This window comes from Mameliella sp. LZ-28, assembly GCF_012274245.1.
Classification (GTDB): domain Bacteria; phylum Pseudomonadota; class Alphaproteobacteria; order Rhodobacterales; family Rhodobacteraceae; genus Antarctobacter; species Antarctobacter albus.
In genome coordinates, this window is record NZ_JAANYX010000036.1 from 145,539 (window position 1) to 162,453 (window position 16,915).

22 protein-coding genes and 1 tRNA gene are annotated in these 16,915 nt (G+C 67.7%); 4 read left to right on the top strand and 19 right to left on the bottom strand.

Annotation, left to right across the window (positions count from 1 at the left end; translation table 11 throughout):
* Window positions 1-15 precede the first annotated feature (15 nt).
* A complete protein-coding gene (locus G9Q80_RS24595) occupies window positions 16-753 on the top strand; it encodes a COG3904 family protein (protein WP_088669874.1) in 738 nt (245 codons plus the stop codon).
* A gap of 286 nt (window positions 754-1,039) precedes the next feature.
* Here G9Q80_RS24595 and G9Q80_RS24600 read toward each other — a convergent pair whose 3' ends face one another.
* From G9Q80_RS24600 to rlmB, 7 genes are all read right to left on the bottom strand, one after another.
* Entirely contained in the window at window positions 1,040-1,372 is a 333-nt protein-coding gene (locus G9Q80_RS24600; protein WP_088715427.1) for a hypothetical protein, read from the bottom strand.
* Window positions 1,373-1,450: 78 nt separating this feature from the next.
* Window positions 1,451-1,786 (bottom strand): hypothetical protein, encoded by a 336-nt coding sequence (locus G9Q80_RS24605; protein ID WP_088715426.1) that lies wholly within the window; start codon window positions 1,784-1,786, stop codon window positions 1,451-1,453.
* Window positions 1,787-1,954: 168 nt separating this feature from the next.
* Complete coding sequence (nusB, locus tag G9Q80_RS24610; protein ID WP_043138178.1) at window positions 1,955-2,428, bottom strand: transcription antitermination factor NusB; 474 nt, start codon at window positions 2,426-2,428, stop codon at window positions 1,955-1,957.
* Entirely contained in the window at window positions 2,425-2,976 is a 552-nt protein-coding gene (locus G9Q80_RS24615) for a 6,7-dimethyl-8-ribityllumazine synthase (RefSeq protein WP_088715425.1), read from the bottom strand. Before G9Q80_RS24615 ends, nusB begins: the two co-directional genes overlap by 4 nt.
* Entirely contained in the window at window positions 2,976-4,103 is a 1,128-nt protein-coding gene (gene ribB / locus G9Q80_RS24620) for a 3,4-dihydroxy-2-butanone-4-phosphate synthase (RefSeq protein ID WP_069211110.1), read from the bottom strand. The genes G9Q80_RS24615 and ribB overlap by 1 nt, the downstream gene beginning before the upstream one ends.
* A 131-nt stretch (window positions 4,104-4,234) precedes the next feature.
* Window positions 4,235-4,567, bottom strand: coding sequence for a hypothetical protein (locus tag G9Q80_RS24625; RefSeq protein ID WP_074621657.1), 333 nt, complete (start codon window positions 4,565-4,567; stop codon window positions 4,235-4,237).
* A 9-nt stretch (window positions 4,568-4,576) separates the two neighbouring features.
* Window positions 4,577-5,353 carry a 23S rRNA (guanosine(2251)-2'-O)-methyltransferase RlmB gene (rlmB, locus tag G9Q80_RS24630; RefSeq protein WP_069211108.1) on the bottom strand — a complete coding sequence of 259 codons (777 nt, stop codon included), beginning with the start codon at window positions 5,351-5,353 and terminating at the stop codon, window positions 4,577-4,579.
* Window positions 5,354-5,485: 132 nt separating this feature from the next.
* Here rlmB and G9Q80_RS24635 point away from each other — a divergent pair.
* Both G9Q80_RS24635 and G9Q80_RS24640 read left to right on the top strand, forming a co-directional pair.
* Window positions 5,486-5,569 (top strand) — tRNA-Tyr (locus tag G9Q80_RS24635).
* A 156-nt stretch (window positions 5,570-5,725) separates the two neighbouring features.
* On the top strand, window positions 5,726-6,196 hold the full coding sequence (locus G9Q80_RS24640; protein WP_088715533.1) for an NUDIX hydrolase: 471 nt from the start codon (window positions 5,726-5,728) through the stop codon (window positions 6,194-6,196).
* Here G9Q80_RS24640 and G9Q80_RS24645 read toward each other — a convergent pair.
* The 4 genes from G9Q80_RS24645 to G9Q80_RS24660 all read right to left on the bottom strand — a co-directional run bounded on the left by G9Q80_RS24645 (window position 6,175) and on the right by G9Q80_RS24660 (window position 9,678).
* Window positions 6,175-7,584: a hypothetical protein gene (locus G9Q80_RS24645; RefSeq protein ID WP_232788221.1), complete on the bottom strand. Its 1,410-nt coding sequence runs from the start codon at window positions 7,582-7,584 to the stop codon at window positions 6,175-6,177. The two genes, G9Q80_RS24640 and G9Q80_RS24645, sit on opposite strands and share 22 nt — an antisense overlap.
* A gap of 84 nt (window positions 7,585-7,668) precedes the next feature.
* The gene (locus tag G9Q80_RS24650) at window positions 7,669-8,469 is read right to left on the bottom strand and encodes a metal ABC transporter permease (protein WP_088715424.1); all 801 of its coding nucleotides are present in this window, start codon (window positions 8,467-8,469) and stop codon (window positions 7,669-7,671) included.
* Window positions 8,459-9,157, bottom strand: a complete 699-nt coding sequence (locus G9Q80_RS24655; RefSeq protein WP_088715531.1) for an ATP-binding cassette domain-containing protein — start codon at window positions 9,155-9,157, stop codon at window positions 8,459-8,461. Before G9Q80_RS24655 ends, G9Q80_RS24650 begins: the two co-directional genes overlap by 11 nt.
* A gap of 41 nt (window positions 9,158-9,198) precedes the next feature.
* Entirely contained in the window at window positions 9,199-9,678 is a 480-nt protein-coding gene (locus G9Q80_RS24660; RefSeq protein WP_043138190.1) for a transcriptional repressor, read from the bottom strand.
* Window positions 9,679-9,775: 97 nt separating this feature from the next.
* Between G9Q80_RS24660 and G9Q80_RS24665 the strand changes: the two genes are divergently transcribed.
* A complete protein-coding gene (locus tag G9Q80_RS24665; protein WP_088715423.1) occupies window positions 9,776-10,738 on the top strand; it encodes a zinc ABC transporter substrate-binding protein in 963 nt (320 codons plus the stop codon).
* Between the two features lie 14 nt (window positions 10,739-10,752).
* On the opposite strand, the gene G9Q80_RS24670 is transcribed toward G9Q80_RS24665, so the two are convergent.
* The 8 genes from G9Q80_RS24670 to infA all read right to left on the bottom strand — a co-directional run bounded on the left by G9Q80_RS24670 (window position 10,753) and on the right by infA (window position 16,902).
* Entirely contained in the window at window positions 10,753-11,529 is a 777-nt protein-coding gene (locus G9Q80_RS24670) for a LamB/YcsF family protein (protein ID WP_088715422.1), read from the bottom strand.
* Complete coding sequence (locus G9Q80_RS24675; RefSeq protein ID WP_088715421.1) at window positions 11,526-12,527, bottom strand: 5-oxoprolinase subunit C family protein; 1,002 nt, start codon at window positions 12,525-12,527, stop codon at window positions 11,526-11,528. The genes G9Q80_RS24670 and G9Q80_RS24675 overlap by 4 nt, the downstream gene beginning before the upstream one ends.
* Complete coding sequence (locus tag G9Q80_RS24680) at window positions 12,524-13,267, bottom strand: 5-oxoprolinase subunit B family protein (protein ID WP_232788220.1); 744 nt, start codon at window positions 13,265-13,267, stop codon at window positions 12,524-12,526. Before G9Q80_RS24680 ends, G9Q80_RS24675 begins: the two co-directional genes overlap by 4 nt.
* Window positions 13,268-13,452: 185 nt before the next feature.
* A complete protein-coding gene (locus G9Q80_RS24685) occupies window positions 13,453-14,697 on the bottom strand; it encodes an aminotransferase class V-fold PLP-dependent enzyme (protein ID WP_184757099.1) in 1,245 nt (414 codons plus the stop codon).
* Window positions 14,697-14,879: a DNA gyrase inhibitor YacG gene (locus tag G9Q80_RS24690; RefSeq protein WP_043138201.1), complete on the bottom strand. Its 183-nt coding sequence runs from the start codon at window positions 14,877-14,879 to the stop codon at window positions 14,697-14,699. The genes G9Q80_RS24685 and G9Q80_RS24690 overlap by 1 nt, the downstream gene beginning before the upstream one ends.
* Window positions 14,876-15,907, bottom strand: a complete 1,032-nt coding sequence (locus G9Q80_RS24695) for a ribonuclease E/G (RefSeq protein WP_088715419.1) — start codon at window positions 15,905-15,907, stop codon at window positions 14,876-14,878. Before G9Q80_RS24695 ends, G9Q80_RS24690 begins: the two co-directional genes overlap by 4 nt.
* Window positions 15,904-16,494, bottom strand: coding sequence for a Maf family protein (locus G9Q80_RS24700; protein ID WP_088715418.1), 591 nt, complete (start codon window positions 16,492-16,494; stop codon window positions 15,904-15,906). The genes G9Q80_RS24695 and G9Q80_RS24700 overlap by 4 nt, the downstream gene beginning before the upstream one ends.
* 189 nt (window positions 16,495-16,683) lie before the next feature.
* Window positions 16,684-16,902 carry a translation initiation factor IF-1 gene (gene infA / locus G9Q80_RS24705; RefSeq protein ID WP_023849011.1) on the bottom strand — a complete coding sequence of 73 codons (219 nt, stop codon included), beginning with the start codon at window positions 16,900-16,902 and terminating at the stop codon, window positions 16,684-16,686.
* Window positions 16,903-16,915: the final 13 nt, after the last annotated feature.

The window sequence follows — 16,915 nt, forward strand, 5'->3', positions numbered from 1 at the left end:
GCAGGGACACCGGCCATGAACCGCTCCGTCGCCCGCACCCTGTCGGCCGTCCTGGTCTTCCAGGTCGGCATCGGCATCCTGCTGGTCCTCGGCGACATGCGCCAGGGGCCGATCTCGCTGCCCGGCTTCAAGCCAGACGCCCCGCGCCTGTCAGAGCCCGTCCGCCCCGGCGACCAGCGCCGCGTCTTCGACCCGCGCCGCGACCGCCCTGCCGTGGCGCCCGAACGCGATCCCGGCGAACTGCCCAACCGGCTGACCCTGACCTTCGACCAGGGAATATGGCGGCTCGAAGGGGCCATCGCCGAGGGCGACGCCGAACGCCTGATCCCCCAGATCGACCGCGCCGACCCGCCGATCGAAACCCTTCTGCTGCAGTCCGAGGGCGGCTCGGTGCGTGACGCGCTCGACCTTGGCCGCCACCTGCGCGCCTCGGGCATCGCCACGCAGGTCCTGTCGGGCGAATTCTGCTATTCCGCCTGCCCCTACCTCTTTGCCGGCGGGCAGACCCGCAGCGCCGCCGCCTCCGCCTCCATCGGGGTGCACCAGCACTACTTTGGCGAAAACACCCTGCTGCCCGCCTTCACCGCCGTCGAGGACATCCAGCGCGGCCAGGCAGAGGTCATGGGCTATCTCGACGACATGGGCGTCGACACCCGCGTCATGCGCCACGCGCTCGCCACGCCGCCCGATGAAATCTACATCCTGCTGCCCGAGGAACTGGCACGCTACGCGCTTGTCACCGAAACACCCTGAGGCCGGCGACACAATTTCTTCGCAGGCCCTTGTCTCGGCCCCCCGCGCAACTTAGGTCTGCGCGTGGCGGGTTCTGCCCTTCTCGTGAGACGGGTACATTCCGGTGGCCTTAAGCAAATCCGAGGGAGCTGGCTCTGGCGGGATCGTGGTCTCGTTACCTGGCGCCCACCTGTATATACAGGTCCTCGGGAATGCGTTACCCACACGGTTGGCGTGGTTCCCGCCGCTTCCCCATCATGACCGGACCGGCAAGCAGGCTGGAGGGCGGGCCGCTGAGCCGCATGGCTCAGCCGGGGTGTCCGAAAGGCGGCTTGCCCCCGATGCCGGACCGCCGGCCTGTGACCTCGACAAGCAGCGGACGTCGCGGCCCGCTTGGCGGTGGCGGCGCAGGGGTCTCCCGCTCGCCCAGACGCATGACCGAAATCGCGAATTGCGCCGCCGCAAAGACCGCCGCGCAATGCACCCAAAGCAGCAACACCGCAAAGGGCCCGATGGCCGTACGGGTCGCCAGGTGCCACAGGTTGCCCACGTCCAGCACCAGCAGGCCCGCCACGAAGACCGTGGCAATCCCGGCGCCGACAAGGCTCTGCGTGATGTAAAGCCGGATGATCCGGGGCATCTGCGCCTCCCTTTCCATGCGAAAGGGTAAGTCGCGCGTCGCCCCCGGCAAGGCCGGGCGCGACGTGCCGTCAACATCTCAGCGGCGCTGCAGGCCGCGCAATGCCCGGTTTCGCGGGGCCTCTGCCGCCACCCGCACAGGGGCCGGTTCCTGCGACCGCACATGCTGACGCTTGCCGCCCGAGGTGTCGTCCCCTTCCCCCATGCGCATGATCGAGATGGCGAACTGTACCCCGGCAAAGACGATGCCGTTGAACATGAACAGCATCAGCACCGCCACGACCCCCATGTCGCTGCCAGAGATCAGGTGCCAAAGGTTGGCCACGTTGAACCACAACAGCGCGCCGACAAAGACCGCCGACAGGCCGAAACCGGCGAGGACCTGCAGGATGTAGAGACGGATGAGCTTGGGCATGGGGCGACTCCTTCGCATTCCGGGTTCAGAATACAACTTGGGGTGCAGAAGGCAACTGTACAAGGGTTAAGCCTTCGTGACTCCTTTGTACGTTTTGCCGGAATCCGCGTACAAAACGTACAAACCGTACAAAGGTCTCGCCCGGACTGGCCGCCCGGCGGATCGGGCTCAGAAGGCCTCGGGGCGCGCCTCGCGGGCCATGTGGTCCAGCACCGCGTTCACGAAACGCGCCTCCTTGCCCTCCGGAAAGAAAGCGCTCGCCACGTCCATGTATTCGACAATGGCCACCTTCGGCGGCGTGTCGAACTCCAGCAGCTCGGCCCCTGCAACGCGGAACAGCGCCCGCAATGTCGGGTCGATCCGCGCGATGGGCCATTTCGCCACCAGCGCCCGGTCGGTCATCTGGTCGATCTTCACCTGCCAGTTGACCGCCTGTTCCAACAGCCGGGCGAAGAAATCGACATCCCCGTCGATCATCTCTTCGCCGTCGATCTGTTCGGCACCGAACCGGAACTCCAGAAACTCGCGCCGCACCTTGTCCAGCCCGGCATCCGACTGTTCCATCTGGAACAGGGCCTGAACCGCGTAGAGCCGCGAGGCGCTGCGCATCTTGCGTTTCTGGTTGCCCGAAAGCTTGGTCATGCGATGTCGGGGTCCTTGCTGGTGCCTGCGATCTGGATTTCATCGCCGAAGGGGACGAATCCCACTCCCTTGCGAGAGCCGCCCCACTTACGTTCCAGCGCCAGGAGATGCAAGGCCGCAGCCGCCGCGCCGCCGCCCTTGTTCTGACCTCTCGCCTCGGCCCGCACGCGGGCCTGTTCGTAGTTTTCCACCGTCAGGATACCGTTGCCGATGCACAGCCCCTGCAGGCCCAACAGGGTCAGCGCGCGCGAGCTGTCGTTGCACACGGTCTCGTAATGGGTGGTCTCCCCCCGGATCACGCAGCCCAGCGCGACATAGGCATCGAAATTCGACAACCGCCCGGCAATGCCGATGGCACTGGGCACTTCCAGTGCGCCGGGCACCTCGATGGTCTCGTGCCAGCCACCCGCGGCCTCGATCTCGGCCTCGGCCCCGGCGACCAGCTGATCGGCGATGTCCTTGTAGTAGGGCGCCACGACGATCAGCACCTTGACCGGCTTGTCGAACGACGGCCGGTCCAGCGTGTGGTGGGTCTCGTTCGATGCCATCAGCCCAGCTCCGAGATCTTGCGGGTGCCCGTGATTTCAAGACCATAGGCCTCGAGGCCGACCACCTTGGGAGTGGGCGAATTGGTCAGCAAGGTCAGCTTGGACAGGCCCAGCGAGGACAGGATCTGCGCCCCCAGCCCGTATTGCCGCAGCGTCTTGGGAGAGACCTCGTCGCTGGCGTCCAGGTGCTGCGAGGTATCGCGTAGCAACACGACGACGCCGCGCCCTTCGCGCGCGACTTCTTCCATCGCGTGCTGGAATTCATGCGCGCGGCCCTTGGGCCCTGTGCCGATCACGTCCAGCAGCGGGTCCATCGCATGCATCCGCACCAGCACCGGATCAGGGGTCGAGATATCGCCTTTCACTAGAACGATATGCTCGTCGCCGTGGGTTTCGTCGGTATAGACTCGCATCGTCCACTCGCCGCCGAACTCCGAGGTGATCGGCGCCTCCGAACGCACCTTCACAAGGTTGTCGTTGCGGCGGCGATAGGCGATCAGGTCGCTGATGGTGCCGATCTTCAGCCCGTGGCGCTGCGCAAAGGCGACCAGCTCGGGCAGGCGCGCCATCGTGCCGTCCTCGTTCATGATCTCGCAGATCACGCCCGCCGGGTTCAGGCCGGCAAGACGGGAGATGTCGACCGCCGCCTCGGTATGGCCCGCGCGGACCAGCACGCCGCCCTTGCGGGCGCGCAGCGGAAAGACATGGCCCGGCGTGGCGATGTCCGCCGCGCCCTTCGAAGCATCGACGGCCACCGCGATGGTCCGTGCGCGGTCCGCGGCGGAAATGCCCGTCGTGACCCCTTCGCGCGCCTCGATCGAGGTGGTGAAGGCGGTTTCATGCCGGGACGAATTGTTCGTCGACATCAGCGACAGGCCCAGTTCCTCGATCCGGTCCGAGGTCATGGACAGGCAGATCAGCCCGCGGCCATAAAGCGCCATGAAGTTGACCGCATCGGGCGTCGCCCATTGCGCGGGAATCACCAGGTCGCCTTCGTTCTCACGGTCTTCATGGTCGACCAGGACGAACATGCGCCCGTTGCGGGCATCGTCGATGATTTCCTCGATCGAGGAGATTGCGTTGGACCAGTCCTGTTCCACCGGTCCGGGATTTTCGAAATCGGGCATAGGGCCTCCCTCCTGCCAGTCTCAGGCGGGATACTTGAGACCCGGGCCAAATGCCAGAGGCAAGGGGACTTGAACGGAACGCCGGTTTCAAAATACACTCGGGCATTCCGGGTGGTCCCGGTCGCGCGCCCTCAGTCGAAGATGTCCTCGATCAGGTCGAAGGCCTCGCTCAACAGCTTGTAGGCCGGGCTCTTGCGCCGCTTTTTCTTCTTTTTCTTCGGCTTCTTCAGCGGCGGTTCCCAGGTTTCCCGGCGCGTGGCATGGACCTCGGGCGCGCGCTTGCGCTTGCCCTTGCGGGGCGGGCGGTGCGCCTCGGGGTCGACGGCATCGACGCGCAGGGATTTCAGGTTGTGCAGCGGCGCCCCGCAGCCGGAACAGGCCAGTTCGTGACGCCGCTCTCCTTCCAGGCGCAGCGCGGCACGGGTGCCGCAGTAACAACAGGTGGCAATCTTGGTGGTCGGCATTTAGCGCAGTTAGGCACGCGCCGCGTAAAGCGCAACCGCCGCCGCGTTCGAGACGTTGAGAGAGCCGAAGTCGCGCGCGAAATCGATCCGCACCAGCGCATCGACCGTCTCCTTGGTCTTGGGCCGCAGCCCCGGCCCCTCTGCCCCCAGCACCAGCGCGACAGGCACATCCCGCCGGCCCTCCAGCGCCTCTTCGATGGTCTGTTCCGCCTCGCCGTCCAGACCCAGCACCAGGTATCCCATCTTCTGCAACGCGACGATCGTATCGGCCAGGTTGCGCTCTCGCAGGTAGGGCTGGCGCTCCAACGCCCCGCTTGCGGTCTTCGCCAGGGCGCCGGTTTCCGGCGCCGCATGGTGACGGGTGCCGATCACCGCCTGCGCCCCGAAGACCTCGGCCGAGCGCAGAATCGCACCCACGTTGTGCGGATCGGTGACGCGGTCCAGCAGAACCAGCCGCAAAGTCCCCTCGCCCGAAAGCGCCACGTCCTCCAGCCGCCCCCAGTCCAGCGGCTTGACCTCAAGCGCCGCGCCCTGGTGCACCGACCCGGGATCCAGCGGCGCGCCGAACTTGCGCGGATCGTGGATTTCAGGCGTCATGCCAGAGGCTTCGACCGCATCGGTCAGTTTCTCGGCGGCATTGGGCGTCAGGATCAGCCGCAGCTTGTCGCGCCGGGGGTTCATGAGGGCGTCACGCACCGCGTGCAGCCCGAAAAGCCAAACGGTTTCCGCCGCCGAAGCACGTTTCGCCTGCTCCTTCTCGATCACCCATTTCGGTTTCTTCGCCATCGCCGATGCCCCCGTGTCCTGAGGTGACAGGCTTTGCATCCAAGAAGGGCCTTTGCCAAGGGAATTTCCTGTTGACGCGGATTTTGGGCGGTTGTAATCAGCCCCCCACGCCGGCAGCGACCGGCGCTCGGTGGGCGACAGGCCGCAAGGTGTGGCAGGGGACTGTAACTCCCTCGCGGAGACGCACGCTTGGTTCGATTCCAAGGTCGCCCACCATCATTCTTCCTAAGTCGATGGTGTTGTTTGGTGGGCGCGGCAGGGACCAAGTGCCGATTTGCCCGATAATCGCTTGGCCTCTTCCGGCATGGCAACTACCGATGAGACAGGGCCGGGCCGCCGGCGCCCGGCGTGTTCAATCGGAAGTGCTACAGCTTGACCCAGATCGCCCCTGTCAGACCCATCGTCGCGACGATCGCGACGGTTTTACAGCATGACCATGTGCTCCTGGTCCGGCGCCGAAACCCGCCGGACGCCGGGCGGTGGGGCTTTCCGGGGGGCAAGATGGAGCCCGGCGAATCCATCCACGCCGCCGCGCTGCGTGAGCTTGCGGAAGAAACGGGGATACGCGCCAAGGCACAACAGGTCTTTACCGCGGTCGATGCCTTCGATCATGGCGACGACGGCACTTTGCGGTATCACTACGTCCTGGTGGCTGTGCTCTGCGAATGGCTGGACGGCGATCCGGTCGCCGGAGACGACGCGCTCGAGGCGCGCTGGTTCCCGATGGACGACCTGCACTCTGGCGCGCTTGCTCTCAGCCGGGACGTTGCAGAGGTCGCCGCGCAAGCCGCCTTGATCGCACCAAGGTCTGACGGGCCGGATCAGCCGAGGACCAGGGCGTAGATCACCACCCAGACGGACAACAGCGCCCCGACGATGGCGACAAATGCCCCGTTCCAACGGGTCCCTACGTGCAGGGCGCTGACGCCTCCAAAGGACCCGATCAACAAGGTGGTCGCAGTGAAAGGCGAACAGATGCCGCTGATGGCCCAGCCCGCGGCAATGGCCGCCACCACCGCCGCGGGCGTGACCCCCAGAACCTCGGGCGCCGGAATGATCGAGGCAAAGAGCGTCACCGCGAGGATCGGGTTCATGCCCAGTTGCCCCAGGAACGGCACCAGCCAGACCAGCAGCACCAGCACCGCCCAGGTCGGCAGCGCGGCCAGGTCGATGCCCGCCCCGGCCACCACGGGGCCCAGCAGCGGGCCACCCACGGTCCCGATATAGCCCGCCATCATCAACAGCGTGACCTCGCCCCGGGTGCCCGGCAGCTCTTGCGTGACATAGCGCACCAGCCGGTCACGCATCCCGTAATCCAGCGCTCCGCCCCGATGCTGGACCAGCGCCCAGCCCAGCGACAAGAGCGGCACCACCAGCATCACGATCCCAACGATCCGGAACCCGGTCTGGGTGTGCAGCACGGATACCGTCACGCCCAGCAGAAGCAAAAGCAGCAGGAGCGGGCGCATCAGCCCCCAGGACCCGTCGACCGGCCCGCGCGGCGGCGGCGGAACCGACAGTTTCGGCTTGAAGATCCGGTCCAGCGCCCAGCCCGTCACGATGATGATCCCCGCACTGACGAACCCGGCGGGCACCGATGCCGCCCAGCGGGCACCGGGGATCAGCGCATTGGTGATCGCCATCGAGAACCCCAGCGGCGACCAGGGAAGCGACGAGATAAAGCCGCGCTGGATCGCCAGCAGCATCCGGCGCGTGCGGTGGCGCCGGATCTCGGCATTGGGTTCCTGCGCGGCGCTTGTCGTCGCCAGGTTCCCCAGCAACGAGATCGCCCCGTAGTTCAGCAACAGGGCGAACAGGTGGCTGCCCACCGTCAGCGCGGCATAGCGGCGCCCGGGCGGCTGCTCGGCCAGGAACGTGCCTGCGGCGCGGATGGAGGGAGAGCTTTCGGCCACGTTGCGCAGCGTGGTCAGCGCGGCGAAAAAGGCGGCGATGAAACCGGCAGACCCCAGTGCGCGCAGCACGGTCTGCTGCCACTCGGACAGAACCGCCATCGCGATGCCGGTCAACACCAAAGCCGCCAGCACAAAGGCCTGGCGTGACCGCGCGACCCTGACTGCCAGAAGGACCACCAGCGCCACCACCAGGAAGGGGATCAGCACATTGGCGCCGTGCAAGGCCCATTCGTCCAGGGTGACAACGATGGCGACCAGCACCAGCAACACGCCGGTGGCCGCATCAACCTTGTCTGTTCCCCGCTCAGGAATCGCCACTCTCCCGGTTATCAGGCCCTCGCTTGGGTCTTTCCTACCCGCTGTGCCCCCGGGGGGACAGCCGCAATTCGGTCCGAGGCGGGATCAGCCGCCGCGCCCGCCGAGCAGACGTCCGCCAAGAGCGCTTATGCCAAAGGTGATGGCAGCGGCGCAGACGATGCTCGGCCCCGCAGGCGTGTCAAGGCTCCACGCTGCCCAGAGCCCGCCCAGCGCGGCGATCACGCCCACCGTGGCCGCGCCCGCCAGCATACCCTCGGGCGTGCGGGACAGGGGACGTGCCGCCGCCGCCGGGATGATCAGCAGGGCCGCGATCAGCAGCGCGCCCACGACCTTCAGCGCCACCGCCACCACAAGTGCCAGCGCCAGCATCAGCGTCACACGTTCACGTTCCGGGTTCACACCTGAGGCGGCCGCCAGGTCGGGAGAGAGGGTCGACAAGAGCAGCGCCTGCCAACGCCAGCCGATCAGCCCCGCCACCGCGGCGCCCCCGCCCCAGATCACCGCCAGGTCCATCTTGCTGACCGCAAGGATGTCTCCGAACAGATAGGCCTCGAGGTTCAGCCGCGGGCCCGACAGAAAGCTCGCGGCCACCAGCCCCGTCGCCAGCGCCGCGTGGGCGGCCACGCCAAGAACCATGTCCGCGGCATAGCCGCGCCCGGTCAGGCGCGCGACGCCAAAGGCCACCAACAGCGCCACAACCAGCGTCCCGGCAAAGACAGGCACCGACAGGGCCAGCGCCAGCGCCACCCCCAGGATCGCCGCGTGCGAGGTCGCGTCGCCGAAATAGGCCATGCGCCGCCAGACCACGAAGACCCCCAGAGGGGCCGCCGCCAGCGCCGCACCCACTGCCGCCAGCACCGCGCGGACCAGGAAATCATCCAGCATTACAGCTCTCTCCCGGCGCGTGATCGTGACTGTGCGTGTGTTCGTGACGGTATAGCGCCAGCGCACCCTGCGTGCCGGTGCCGAACAGCGCGCGGTATTCCTCGGCCTGGGCGACGACCTCGGGGTGGCCTTCACAGCAGACATGACCGTTGAGACAGATCACCCGGTCGCTTGCGCTCATGACGACGTGCAATTCATGGCTGACCATCAGGACGGCGCAGCCCATGCGGTTCCGCAGCGCCTCGATCTGGCGATAGAAACTGGCCTGTCCGGGCTGGTCCAGACCGGTTGTCGGCTCGTCCAGGATCAGGATCTGCGGCTCGTTCAACAACGCCCGCGCCAGCAGGACCCGCTGGAACTGACCGCCCGACAGGTCCGACATCTGCCGCCCCGCCAGGTCGCCTGCCCCGGCATCGTCCAGGACCTTGGCACAGTCCGCCGCGCTGACCCGCGACGGCAGGTTCAGGAACCGCGCCACAGTCATCGGCATCGACCCGTCCAGCCGCAGCCCCTGCGGGACATAGCCCAGCCGCAGCGCAGGCTGGCGCGTCACCTTGCCCCGCGAAGGTCTGAGCGCCCCGATCAGCGCCCTCAGCAACGTCGATTTGCCCGAACCGTTCGGCCCCACCACGGTGACGATCTCCCCAGGTGCGATCGAAAAATCCACGTCGCGCAGGACCTCGCGCATGCCGTGCCGCAGGGTCAGGCCCCGCGCCTCGATCAAGCCGCTCACGCGCCGGCCTCCACGCAGGCGGGGCACAGGCCCTCGGCCTCGATTGCCACGCGTTCGACCTTGAACCCCAGCTCCCCGGCAGCGGCCCGCAGCGCGTCAGAGGCGCGCCGCCCCGGCGTTTCCGCCACCGCCGAACAGGCCCGGCAGATCAGGAAACAGGGCGCATGCCGTTCCCCCGGCGCCGCGCAGGCGACAAAGGCATTCAGCCGCTCGATGCGATGCGCAAACCCGTTCGCCACAAGGAAATCCAGCGCCCGGTAGGCCACCGGCGGCTGTGAACCCAGCCCCTCCTTGCGCAGCACATCCAGCACGTCGTAGGCGCCCATCGCCCGGTGCTCGTCCAGCAGGATCTCCAGCACCCGGCGACGCACCGGCGTGAACTGCAGCCCCTGCGCCTTGCAGGCCTCTTCGGCCGTGCGCAGCGACGTGGCGATGCAGTGATGGTGATCGTGATGTTCGAACCCCTTGGTTTCCATGTCGCGACTCTCCTTCGGGTTTGGGGTTGATATGGTATAACGTTTTGCCGTACAAGCCCGCGAACGTTATATCATAACACACACGATCCGAGGTTCCATGCTCCGCCCCCTTCTCCTGTCCGCCTGCATCGCCCTGCCCCAAACCGCCCTGGCAGAGGTGCCCCGCGTCGTCACCGACATCGGCCCGGTCGAAAGCCTCGTCACCACTGTCCTGGGCAATCTTGGCACGCCGGAACGGCTTTTGGCTCCCGGTGACTCGCCGCACCACATGGCCCTGCGCCCCAGCCAGGGACGTGCCCTGTCCGATGCCGACGTGGTGGTCTGGGTCGGGCCGGACCTGACACCGCAACTGCAAGAGCAGATCGACGCGCTGGCCGGCTCTGCCCTCTCGCTGCCCCTTGGAGAGGCGCCCGGCACGCATCTTTTGCCCTTCCGTGACACCGGTCTCTTTCCGCATGAACATGACGAGCATGAAGAGCATCGCGATGAACACGACGAACATGAAGACGACCACGCCGAAGAGCATCATGCCCACGACGGCCACGGCGCCCATGACCCGCACATCTGGCTGTCCCCGGAAAACGCGACGCTCTGGCTGAGCCTGATCGCCGAGGCCCTGTCACAGGCGGACCCCGAGAACGCCGCTACGTATGTCGCCAATGCCGAGGCCGGCGCCCGGACCATCGCAGAAACCGTGGAGCAGGCACGCGCGGCCCTGGATCCGGTCGCTGACCGCCCGCTCGCCCTCGCCCATGATGCCTACCAGTACTACGAAGAGTTCTTTGGCCTCAGTGTCATCGGCGCCATCTCGGATGCGGATGCGAACACGCCCGGACCGTCCCGGCTGGCCGCCCTGCGCGACGGGCTCGCCGAACAGGGGGCGGCCTGCGTCCTGACCGAAGCCACCACGGACCCGCGCCTGCTGGAGGCGGTCAAGGCCAGCGGCCTGCCCTCGGTGCAGCTCGACCCGCTGGGAACGAACCTGCCGCAGGGCACCGCGCTTTACCCGGCGTTGATCCTGGAAACCGCGACCCGGATCGCAGGCTGCGCCGGCAACTGACCCGCGCCGGGGCCCTACGGGGCCCCGCGCCGCCCTTCGAAGGCCTTGACCTCGATCCCCGCCGCCTCCAGCGCACCACGCACGGCGCGCGCCATCGGCAGGGCCGTCGCCCCATCCCCATGCAGGCAGATCGTGTCGATCCCCGCCGGGATCGGATCGCCCGTCTCGGGCAGGATCGCGCCCGCCTGCACCATCTTGACGATCCGCGGCGCCGCCTCTGCCGGATCGTGCAGCACCGCCCCGGGCAGGCTGCGATCCACCAGCGTCGCATCCGCGTTGTAGGCCCGGTCGGCGAAAATCTCGCCCGCCCAGAGACAGCCCAGCCGTTCCACCACCCGCTGCTGCGCCGTCGCGGCCAGAACCATCACGATGATCTCGGGCGCCACTTCCAACGCGGCGCCATAACAGGCCTCGGCCAGCGCCTCGTCCTCCGAGGTCATGTTGGACAGCGCGCCGTGCAGTTTCAGGTGCCGCACCTCGGCGCCCACGGCCCGCGCCATGCCCAGCGCCGCCCCAAGCTGGTACTGCACCATGTGCCGCAGCGACCGTTCCGGCAGGTGCATCCGCCGCCGCCCGAACCCCTGCAGGTCGGCGAACCCGGGATGCGCGCCGATGCCCACCCCCCGCGCCTTGGCCGTCGTCATCGTCTCGGCCATCACGTCCCAGTCCCCGGCGTGAAAGCCGCAGGCGACATTGGCGCTGGTGACGACCTCCAGCAGGGCGGCGTCCTGCCCCATCACCCAGGGGCCAAAACTCTCGCCCATGTCGGCGTTCAGATCCACGGATGTCATGTCGGCTCCTCCCCGGCGGTCACGCCGTCGATCAATTCATAAGACAGCAGGTCCGGCATATCCGCCGGATCCCGCACCAGCGGGCGCACCGGGATACTTTCCAGCCCGCGCCGGAACGCCGCCTCTGCCTCCAGCGCCTCGTCGCGCGACACGAAGCGGAACCGCAGCTCCGCCCCCGGCGCCGCCTGCGCCACGCGCGGCAGGTCCGCCGGGATCACCGTGCCGATGCGCGGATAGCCCCCGGTGGTCTGGCATTCATAGAGCAGGACATAGGGCGCGCCATCGCCGGGGATCTGGATGTCCCCGGGCGTGATGACCTCGGACACGATGCTCTGCCCCTCGGTCAGGCCATAGCCTTGGCCCTCGGGTTTCAGGCGGATTCCCATGCGGTTGCCCCGGCTGTCGCGCGTGAATCGCTCTTCGACGAACCGCGCCCGCGTTTCCTCGGGGAACATGCCCGTCTGCAAGGACGGCAGCACCCTCAGCACACCGCCACCGAACCGGTCCACCGGGTCCAGCGTCAGCCCCGTCTCGCGCCCGGTGTCGGGGCCAAGCGGCAGGCGGTCGCCCGCCTCCAGCAGCCTCCCCAACCCGGCGTTCAGATGCGCTGACCGCGCGCCGAGGTCCTCGGGCAGATCAAACCCGCCGCCCACGGTCAGGTAGCCGTAGACCCCCGCGAGGGCGCCGCCGATCTCCAGCACCGCCCCGGCAGGCAGGGCATGGCTCGCGTTCCAGGCCAGCGGCGCGCCCTCCAGCGTGGCGCGCATGGGCGCCCCGGTCAACGCGATCCGGCAAGGCGTATCGACCCGGAACCGTCCGCCGAACCCCGCCAGTTCCAAGGCCGTCCCCACGGGCTGGCGCAACAGCGCCGCCCCCTCGGCCAGCGCTTGCCGATCCGCCGCCCCGCCCCGCGACAGGCCCAGCGCCATGTACCCCGGTCGCCCGTCATCCTGCACCGTCACGCCCGGCCCGGCCTGCAGGATCTCCAGCACGCTCATGCCAAAGGCACCACCGTCACGCCGCCCTTGGGATCGCCCGACAAACGGTCCCAGGCCCCGGGCTCGACGGCGTCAAATATCACCTCGTCCCCGGGCCGCAAAAGGAAGGGCGCCTCGCTCTCGGGCCGGAACAGGGGCGCCGCCGTGCGCCCCACCTGCCGCCACCCCGTCGGCGCGGACACAGAGAACAGCACGAATTGCCGGATCGCCACCACCAACGCCCCCTCGGGCACGCGCGGCGTCAGCCCTGCCTGGCGCGGGATGTCCCAGGCCTCGGGCAGCGTGCCAAGGTAGGGCTGACCGGGCGCAAAGCCGATGGCGTTCACCCGCACCCGCGCCTGCGACAACTCAAGCTGCGCCGCCTCCGCGCTCATGCCAGCCGCCGACGCCGCCTCCCCCAACTGCGGGCCGAAATCGCCGCCAAAGACCGTGGGAATACGCAACAGCCGCCGTCCCTCGGGCAGGGGCGCCGCGTACCAGTCATCATGCGCCAGCCTTGCCTCCAGATCGGCGCTCAGGGCCTCAAGCGACAGGAACAGCGGATCGAACCGCAGGTAGGTGGAGACAAGCGAAGTCGAAATCTCCTCGACCCCGTCCGGCGGATCGCGTTCGACCGCTGCCCGAAAGGCCAGCGCCGCCCTGTTCGCCGGTTCCGACAGCGCCGGACCGAACTGCACGATCACGCCGTCAAGGCCGATGGGCGCGACCCGTGGAAAGTCAGTGCAAGGCTCTTTTGTCACGTCGCGTTGCTCCTCCTCCCAGAGACCACCATGCGGCAGGCGGCTTGTCCACTGCGCCGCGGCTTCTTTGGTTTTGAAAATACCTCGGGGGAGTCGACCGCAGGGAGACGGGGGGTCATGCCGGAGGCATGCCTTCGGCATGACGCCCCCTCCCCGAAAAAAGCACCTGCCAAACAGCGCCAACCTCAGCCGAGAATGCCCCGCATCGCCGTCAGGAAAGCCCGCACTTCCCCCATCGAGTTGTAGTGCGCCAGCGACACCCGGATGCAATCGGCCTGTCCCAGCGGTTCCAGCACGTTGCCGGAATAATGATCCGCCTTGCGGGTATGGGTGCGGATGCCGGCCTCGTTCAGCGCCGTGACGATCTCGGCCGAAGGGCGCCCTTCGGCCCAGAAACTCACCAGCCCTTCGCGCCCGGGATTGTCGGTGCCACCGACCACGGTCACTCCGGGCAGGTCGGCCAGCCCGGCCAGGTTGCCGGTGCCGTGGATCATCGCCTGGCACAGCGCCGCCTCGTGGGCATGGATCGCCCGCCGTGCCTCCGCCAGCCGCTCGGTCCGCGTCGCCGCATCCGACACCTGCGCGCCCAGCCAGTCGAAATAGCTCACGACGTCCGAGAAGGTCGCGTAGGCGCCGGTATCCCGCGTGCCCAGTTCCCAGTTGCCCTCCGGCCCGCCGACCAGCGCATCATGCGCCAGCGCCGTCAGCCGGTCCGAGGCCCAGGCCACGCCGTAGCCATGCCGCGAAAAGACCTTGTACGGAGAGATCACGTAGCCGTCGACACCCGCACCCGCCACGTCGATATGGCCGTGGCAGGCGTGCTGGATGCCGTCGACGATGATGAAACACTCGGGCGCCACGGCGCGGATCGCATCGGCGATCCCCGGTAGATCCATCCCGATCCCTGTCACCGGCGACGTGTGCAGGATCGTGACCACCGCCGTGTCCGGCGTCACATGCGCCGCATAGGCATCGGGCGTCACCCGCCCCGTGGCGTCGTCATGCGGGATCAGGACATGCCGCCGCGAGGATACCCCGGCCCAGCGCGCCATCGCGCTGCGCGATGCCGGGTGTTCCACGGTCGACCCCAGCGCGCTCCCCGGCCCCGCACCCAGGCAGGCATCCCGGATCAGCCGGAACAGCAGTTCGGTGCCGCTTTCGCCAAAGATCACCGCACCGCCCTCGGCGCCCAGGAAATCGCGCACATCCGCCCGCGCCCTGTCGATCACCTCGACCAGCGCCCTGGAGGCCGGGTTGTCGCGCCCCTGGTTGTCGGGGATCGCCGCGAACCGCGTCGATGTCTCGACCACCGCATTCAGGGTCAGTGCCCCGCCCGCGTTCTCGAAGAACACGCGCTTGCCGGTAAAGGGGCAGTCCTCGACATGGGCAAAACGCCCGCGAATCTCGCTCAACAAGGCATCTTCGAACATCAGTGCGGTTTCCGTTCTTCCCGTTCCACGGCCTGCGCCGCCTCTTCCATGTCCTCGGGATCCTCCGAGGGGATCGCGTAGCTGCCGCCCAGCCACTTCGCCAGGTCCACGTCCGCGCAGCGTTTCGAGCAGAAGGGCCGGTACTCGGGGTCAGTGGTCTTCGAACAGATCGGACAGCTCATATCACCTCTCTCAACGCCACGCGGTCGCGCTTGCGCTGCAGTTCCAGCAAGCCCAGCGTCGTCCAGCCCGCTACCACGGTCTCCGTGGTCTCGGCCTTCAGCGCCGCCTTCAGCACGCTTTCGACCTGGCGGCGGTCCTTTTTCACCATCGGCGCCGGGTCGACCACGATCTGCCCCCCCAGACCGCGCAGCCGCAGCTGGCGCGGCAGGTCCCGCATGCCGGCGATATTCGCCTTCAGCCCCGCCGCCGGAGAGGTATCGCCGCCGGTGTTGATGTCCACCGCCACCAGCGCCGAGGTCGGCTCGATCAGCATCGACCCGCCAGAGGGCAGCGCCACACGCGCCTTGCCCAGCGCCTCGATGGTCTCCCCCAGCTCGTGCCGGTCGAATGCCCCCTCGGCGTCGTCCAGATCCGCCGGGCCAACCCATTCGCGCCAGGCCAGCGCATGCGGGCCGTCACCCTCGACCAGCAGTTCCGCATCGCCGGTGGTATCCGCCAGAACCGCGCGGGCCAGGTCCGACATGGCCAGCAGGTCATCCATGACCTCATCCGCCAGGTCCGGATGCGCCGAGGAGCGCAGGATGACCCCCGCCCCCTCTGGCAAAGGGTTTTCAGAGATGACGTCATGCGCGATCTCCAGCAGGGCATCGCGGGTCTCGTCGTCGCGGATCTGGCGCGAGACGTTGATCCCCGGCGCCCCCGGCGTGACGATGGCATAGCGCGACTTGAACAGGATACGGTTGGTCACCGGGATCGCCTTGCCCGGTTCGGCATAGCCTGTCACCTGCACCAACAGCCGGTCGCCGGGGCTCAACCCCTTGACCTGCCGCAGAAAGGCATTGCCGTCCGGGGTGCGCAGGAAAAGCCCGCCCTGCCCTTTCATCGGCCGTTCCACGACGCCGCGATAGATCGACCCGGGACGCGGCAGGTCCGCGTCGATCAACAGGTCTTCCAACTGCCCGTCCACCAGCAAAGCAGCCGCCTCGCGGCCTTTCCACTGGTCCAATACGATTGTGCTGCCCTTCATGACGCGTCCCTGTAAAGCGGATAGCCCGCTGCTTGAAGCAGATTTGCCGTCTCGGCCAGCGGCAAGCCCACCACGGCGGTGAATGACCCGCTGATCCAGGGGATCAGCGCCCCTGCCGGTCCCTGGATGCCGTAGCCGCCCGCCTTGCCGCGCCAGTCGCCGCTGTGCAGGTAGGCATTCAGCTCTTCGTTGGACAGCATCTTCATCTTGACCTGCGTGACCACGTCCCGCTCCCAGACCTTTTCACCCCGGCGCACGGCGACGGCGGTGATGACCCGGTGGCGCCGCCCCGACAACAGGGTCAGGAACTGCGCCGCCTCCTTTTCATCCGCCGGCTTGCCCAGGATGCGGCGGCCCATTGCCACGGTGGTATCCGCCGACAACACGATCTCGTCCCGGTCCGAGGGAATCGCCTCGGCCTTTTCCCGGGCCAGCCGCACGCAATAGGGACGCGGCTGTTCCCCCTTTTTCGGGTCCTCGTCGATATCCGGCGGACGGATGTCATCGGCCGTGACACCAAGCTGTGCCAGCAGCTCGCGCCGGCGGGGGCTGCCGGAGCCCAGGATCAGGCGGGGCTTTGGGGACATGGACGATTTCCTTGCAACGGGGACAGGTCAGGCTTCACCAGAGGCGCCGCGCGGATGCAAGGGTGCGACAGGCGCCGCCACGCGAAAAAGCGGCTTGAAAGCCGCTTTCAACGCGCTTCGCAAGCGCGTTCCCCGCATCACCCGGCGAACACCGCAACCGGAAAGGCTGCGCGCCGCCGGTCTTGCAACTTACTTGAAGCGATAGTTGATCCGACCCTTGGTCAGGTCGTAGGGGGTCATTTCCACCTGGACCCGGTCTCCCGCGAGGACACGGATGCGGTTCTTGCGCATCTTGCCTGCCGTATGCGCGATGATCTCATGGCCGTTGTCAAGCTCGACCCGGAACGTCGCGTTCGGCAGGAGTTCCTTCACGACACCGGGAAATTCGAGCGTATCTTCCTTGGCCATGTTCTCTCCTGAA